The organism is Rhodococcus sp. 7Tela_A2 (assembly GCF_049311045.1).
Classification (GTDB): domain Bacteria; phylum Actinomycetota; class Actinomycetes; order Mycobacteriales; family Mycobacteriaceae; genus Rhodococcus.
Genome location: NZ_JAXION010000174.1, coordinates 1 through 6,105, shown reverse-complemented (window position 1 = coordinate 6,105; position 6,105 = coordinate 1). Strand labels below are relative to the sequence as shown.

4 protein-coding genes are annotated in these 6,105 nt (G+C 68.8%); 2 read left to right on the top strand and 2 right to left on the bottom strand.

Annotated elements, in window-relative coordinates; all coding sequences use genetic code 11:
- Positions 1–133: 133 nt before the first annotated feature.
- Both otsB and kstR read right to left on the bottom strand, forming a co-directional pair.
- Positions 134–2,692 carry a trehalose-phosphatase gene (gene otsB, locus TVH25_RS20415; protein WP_296551615.1) on the bottom strand — a complete coding sequence of 853 codons (2,559 nt, stop codon included), beginning with the start codon at positions 2,690–2,692 and terminating at the stop codon, positions 134–136.
- A gap of 73 nt (positions 2,693–2,765) precedes the next feature.
- A complete protein-coding gene (gene kstR, locus TVH25_RS20410; RefSeq protein WP_422425336.1) occupies positions 2,766–3,422 on the bottom strand; it encodes a cholesterol catabolism transcriptional regulator KstR in 657 nt (218 codons plus the stop codon).
- A 91-nt stretch (positions 3,423–3,513) separates the two neighbouring features.
- On the opposite strand from kstR, the gene TVH25_RS20405 reads away from it, so the two are divergent.
- Together TVH25_RS20405 and TVH25_RS20400 are read left to right on the top strand one after the other, a co-directional pair.
- Positions 3,514–5,649, top strand: coding sequence for an acyl-CoA dehydrogenase (locus TVH25_RS20405; protein WP_422425335.1), 2,136 nt, complete (start codon positions 3,514–3,516; stop codon positions 5,647–5,649).
- A 68-nt stretch (positions 5,650–5,717) separates the two neighbouring features.
- A partial coding sequence (locus TVH25_RS20400) for an acyl-CoA dehydrogenase family protein (protein ID WP_422425334.1) occupies positions 5,718–6,105 on the top strand: 388 nt, incomplete at its 3' end.

Sequence of the window (6,105 nt, the reverse complement as noted above, 5' to 3'; positions counted from 1 at the left end):
GGGCGGGGGGGCAACGGCCCCGCGGCCCGGGCCCATTCCGGCGTTCCGGTGCTGGAGACGCTCGATACCCAGCTCTGGTTCGGCAAGACCTCCGGCGCCGTCGAGCGCGAGTGGTACGCCGAATAACCGGCTCTCAGCGCGGCGGCCCGGACAGCAACTGGGCACACCGCAACAGCCCGATGTGGCTGTAGGCCTGCGGATGATTGCCGAGCGAGCGTTCCGCCACGGGATCGTATTCCTCGCTGAGCAGGCCGGTCGGGCCCGCAGCGGCGACGAGTTGCGTGAACAGCGCCTCGGCGTCGTTCCGCTGCCCGATCAGGAGATACGCCCCGACCAGCCACGCCGCACAGAGGTGGAAACCGCCTTCGGTGCCGGGAAGCCCGTCGTCGTGCCGGTACCGGTACACCGTCGACCCGCTGCGTAGTTCCGCTTCGGTTGCCTGCACGGTCGCGTGGAATCGCTTGTCGTCCGGGTCCACCAGCCCGGTCAGGCCGATGAACAACGTCGCCGCGTCGAGATCGGTGCCGTCGTACGCCGCGGTGTACGACTGGACGTCTTCGTTCCAGCCCTTCTCCTTGACCTCCTCGGCGATCTCGCGACGAAGCTCGGCCCAGCCTTCACCGGCGGGACGGCCGAACTTCTCCGCGAGGGTGAGTGCGCGGTCGACGGTGAGCCAGCCCATGACCTTCGAATACACGTGGTGCCGCGGGTTGTCGCGGATCTCCCAGATGCCGTGGTCCGGTTCGAACCAGCGGCGCTCGACCGCGAGCACCATGGCGCAGACCAGTTCCCAATCGCGGTCGGTGAGTGCCTGCGCGTGGGCCACGCCCCGCTCCTCGCGCCGATGCGCGAGTTCGGAGATCAGGTCGACGATCGGACCGAACACGTCGAGCTGAACCTGCTGGTTCGCCGCGTTGCCGACGCGAACGGGACGCGAACCGGCGTACCCCGGCAAGCTGTCGAGGACAGCTTCCGGAGGCAGTGCGCCACCTGCCAGCGTGTACAGCGGATGCAGTCGCTCCGGTCCGGGCAGGGTCTCGAGCACCCCGTGCACCCAGTCGAGGTAGTTCTCGGCTTCTTCGAGCGATCCGACTCTCACCAGTGCCTGTGCGGTCAGCGCCGCATCCCGCAGCCAGCAGTAGCGGTAGTCCCAGTTGCGGACCCCACCGATCTCCTCGGGAAGCGACGTGGTGGCCGCTGCGAGGATCGACCCGGTCGGCGCGTGGACGAGGCCGCGCAGGGTCAGAGCCGAGCGCTTCATGAGATCGGGCTTGAGGGGCGGCAGTTCCAGGTTGTTCGCCCACGTGCTCCAATACGCTTCGGCCTGGGCGCGGCGCTCCTCGTGGGGCACCGGATGCTCGCTCAGATCGTCTGTACCGCATCGAAGTTCGAGCACGACGTCCCCCTGGGAGGGATCCACGACGGCGTGCGCCGACTGGTGTGCGCCGTCGGTGCTGATGTCCCAGCGCACGCCGGGGGACCGGAGAACGTAGGGCTCGTTGAAACCCATCACCCGGATTCCGTCGTCCGTGACTTCCAAGGTCACCTGTCCCTGTCCGAACTCGGGACGCGGCGCGAAGGTCACCAGTGCGGTCGCGCGGCCGGTGATCACGCGGGTGAGGTCGGTTCGGCCCGGCTCGACGTCGTGCGGCAGGTAATCGACGACGGCGAGGGCAGCCCAGCGGGTGACGACAGTCATCGTCGAGTCCACGTAGCGCTGGCTCAGCGGCAGCGACTCGCGGGTGGGGCCGATGCTGAAGTGTCCGGCGGATTCTCCGCCGAGCAGGTGGGCGAACAGTGCGGCCGAGTCCGGCTCCGGGTGGCACATCCAGGTGATGGTGCCGTCGGGGGTGACGAGTGCCTTGGAGCGGGGGCTCGCGAGCATCGTCAATCGCTCGATCGGTGCGGCATTGGCACCGGACAACCACGTGCGGCGCTCCTCGAGGAGAAGCGCGAGCGCCGAGTTGACGTCCTCGGTGGTGCCGACGCGGTACTCCGCGGCGGTGTCGCCGTCGCCGACCTTCACACCCACGTCGGGACCGTGCAGTGACGCGAATGCTTTCTCGTCGGTGACGTCGTCGCCGAAGAAGACCGCCGCGGTGGCGGCGTCCTGGTGCCTGATCAGGTCGAGGGCCGCGCCCTTGTCGGTGGCCACGACGGACAACTCGATCACCGACTTGCCTTCGGTGACCTGCACACCCGGACGCAACGCGAGGTCCCCGCGCACGATCTCGAGTGCGCGCTCGGCATCCTCCGCGGACGCGTTGCGCACATGCAGGGCGACGCTCGCGGGCTTGGTCTCGATGTGTACGCCCTCGAACTTGTCGGCGACCGACGCGAGTCCGTCGACGAGCACGGTCAGCAGTTGCTTGGCTTCGGGATCGATCTCGTTGATGAAACCGATGTCGAACTCGGAACCGTGGCTGCCGACCAGCTTCACCTCGATGGGGAGACGCGACAGCGCGGCGAGATCCTTCAACGATCGGCCGGAGATCACCGCGGCGGACGTCGAAGGGAGAGCGGCGAGTCCACGCAGGGCGCGGACGGCGTCGGCCCGGGGATACGCCTGCCCCGGATCGGCGACGATCGGCGCGAGGGTGCCGTCGTAGTCGGTTGCCACCAGCAGCCGCGGAGTACGCGCTGCGGCGACGAGGGCGCGTCGGAGATCGATCGGAAGGTCGTGGGCACTCACGCGAACCAAGGTAAGCGAAGAAAAGCGGCAGAGTGCCGCCGGAGCGGCCTCCGGGGTGGTGTTTCCCGTTACATCAGGCGCCGGCAGTGGCGGACGACGGACGTGCGCCCTCTCCGAGCAGTAGATCGACCGTCAGTTCCAGGCGTCGCGCGACAGCGGGGGGGGACGACCGGCGGGTCAGCCAGGCGACCAGGTTGGACAGCCACACGTCGCTGATGACGCGGGCGATCGCGAGTTCCTCTTCGTCGGGCTCGCCGTCGTTCATGGCCTTGGCGAACAACCGGTCCATGAGCTTGCCGACCTGGTCGACCTCGGCGGCGGCGGATGCGTCGGCGAACATGAAGGCGCGCGTCATGGCCTCGGTGAGAAGTGGATCGCGCTGCATCGCCTTGGTGATGAGACTGAGGATGAGGTGCATCCGTTCCAGCGGGCTGTGCCCCGGCGGGATCTTTCCCTTGCTCTCGATCCGGGCGAATTCACGCCCGAGGGCCGAGACCAGCAGGTGGACCTTGGACGGGAAGTACCGGTAGAGCGTGCCCACGGCGACGTCGGCCCTCTCGGCGACGGCGCGCATCTGGACGGCTTCGTATCCGCCCTTCGACGCCAACGCGAGGGTGGCGTCGAGTATCCGCTTGCGACGTTCCTTCTGGGCATTGGAACTGAGATCGTCCTCGGTGAGGGCGGTCAACGTTCCGGTGCCGTTGGAACGTGAGCGGGACGGGGTGGCCATAACTTCGTTTCCTCACGCCTTGACTCTGAACCGGTGTCATATTAGAACACGTTCTAGGTAACCATGTCATTCCGAAAGGCGGAGACCCGCTGTGAGTATCGCCACCACCGAGGAACAGCGGGCCGTTCAGGCGTCCGTACATGCCTGGTCACGAGCCACGGCTCCACTGGCAACCATACGTCGGGAGACCGACGGGGCGTGGCGTGACGGGTGGTCGTCTCTCGCAGAACTGGGACTGTTCGGTGTTGCCGTTCCGGAGGCGTCCGGAGGGTTCGGGGCGACCACCGTCGATCTCGCGGTCATGCTTGAGCAGGCCGCACACGAACTGGCCTCGGGCCCGGTGCTGACCACCGCTGCGGTGGCGCTCGTGTTCGGCCGCGGCGGCGACGCGACGGCCAAGACCACCGCCCAACTCGTCGAGGGCGCTCTTCCGGCCGCTCTCGCACTCGACTCCGAGGTGCGAGCGGAACCGGCGACCGACGGGTTCGTCCTCACCGGTGACGCGGGCCCCGCCATCGCGGCCGAGCCGGGCGTCGCGGTGCTCGTACGACTGGCCGGGGATCCCGAACGCTGGGCACTCGTCGACGCCGACGCTGCCGGTGTGCGTCTCGAGCCACTCGACACGCTCGACAAGTCGCGGGCGCTCGCCCGGGTGCGTCTGGACGGTGTCGCCGTGACGGCGGACCGTGTCGTCGAGGTCCCCAGCGGATTCGTGCGGGACCTCACCGCGGGGCTGGCAGCCGCCGAACTCGCCGGCATCGCCGGGTGGGCACTGACGACGGCGGTCGAGTACGCGAAGATCCGCGAACAGTTCGGCAAACCCATCGGCGCGTTCCAGGCCGTCAAACATCTGTGCGCCGAAATGCTGTGCCGCACCGAGAAGATTCGGGCCGTGGCGTGGGATGCGGCACGCGCGATCGATACCGACCCGGACGAGCTTCCCGTGTCGGCGGCCGTTGCGGCTGCCGTGGCACTCGACGCTGCCGTGCAGACCGCGAAGGACTCGATCCAGGTGCTCGGCGGCATCGGCTTCACGTGGGAGCACGACGCCCATTACTACCTGCGCCGCGCCGTCGCCACCCGCCAGTTGCTGGGCGGTTCCACGGCGTGGCGCGCCCGCGTCACCGAACTCGCGCGCGGCGGCGCCCGCCGGCACCTCGGTATCGATCTGTCCGGGCACGAGAACGATCGTGGGCGAATCCGGGACGACATCGCTTCCATCGCAGCGCAACCCGAAGGGCAGCGCCGTACCGCGCTTGCCGAATCCGGGTATCTCGCGCCGCACTGGCCGACCCCCTACGGGCGCGCGGCGGGCCCGGCCGAGCAGATCCTCATCCAGCAGGAACTCGCCGAGGCCGGTGTCGAGAGGCCCGACCTGGTGATCGGATCGTGGGCTGTGCCGACGATCCTCGAGCACGGAACTCCGGCACAGCGAGAACGATTCGCGATGCCGACGCTGCGTGGCGACATCGTGTGGTGCCAGTTGTTCTCCGAGCCCGGTGCCGGTTCCGATCTCGCCGCACTCCGGACCACTGCGGAGAAGGTGGACGGGGGGTGGATCCTGCGTGGGCAGAAGGTGTGGACCTCGCTCGCGCACGAAGCGGATTGGGCGATCTGCCTGGCGCGAACCGACCGCGAGGCACCCAAGCACAAGGGCATCACCTATTTCCTCGTCGACATGAAATCGGAGGGCATCGCGGTATCGCCGCTGCGGGAGATCACCGGCGACGCGCTGTTCAACGAGGTGTTCCTCGATTCGGTGTTCGTTCCGGACGACTGCGTCGTCGGTCCGCTCGGTGGCGGGTGGAAACTCGCCCGCACCACGCTCGCGAACGAACGCGTGGCGATGGGGGGCAAATCGTCGTTCGGTGCGGCGATCGAGGAACTCCTGGAACTGTCCACACCGGGTGACGCCGTCGCCGACGACCGGATCGCCGTACAGATCGGGGAGGCGACCGCCGGGTCGCTGCTCGATCTGCGCACCACGCTCGCCCAGCTGGGTGGGCAAGATCCCGGTGCTGCCTCGAGCGTGCGCAAACTCGTCGGCGTGCGTCAGCGACAGGACACCGCCGAACTCGCCATGGATCTCGCGGGCGAGGCGGGCTGGGTGGAAGGTCCGCTCACCCGCGAATTCCTCAACACCCGGTGCCTGACGATCGCCGGTGGTACCGAGCAGATTCTGCTCACGGTCGCAGCGGAGCGGCTGCTCGGACTTCCGCGGGAGTAGGGGGTCCTTCCCGCGGGACACCACCAAGTGCTACAACTGGAACACGTTCTAGCACGAAGGTGGTAACGGTGGACTTCGCACGTGACGAGACGCAGGAGGACGTTGCCGGCGTCGCGGCCGACCTGCTCGCCCGCGACCTGGGCGCCGACGACCTGTGGAGAGCCATGGCAGAGGCCGACCTCCTGTCGCTGGCCCTGCCCGAGCGACTCGGAGGTTCGGCACTCGGCGTCGCCGAGGCTGCCACCGTGCTCACCGAGGTCGGACGTTCGGCGGCACGGATCCCCGCGCTGCCGACCGTCGGGTTCGGGGTACTTCCCGTTCTCGCCCTCGCCACCGAGGCACAGCAGGACGTCCTGCTCGACGGTGTCCCCGGCGGCGCGGTCCTCTCCGCCCCGCGCGCCGCACCGGGCCCCCCCCGGCCCCCGCCGCCCCGGGGCCCCCCCCCCCCCCCCCCCC

Bases quoted from the DNA above. Each gene is read 5' to 3' on its own strand.
- kstR (WP_422425336.1), bottom strand. From the start codon at position 3,422: ATGGCCACCCCGTCCCGCTCACGTTCCAACGGCACCGGAACGTTGACC.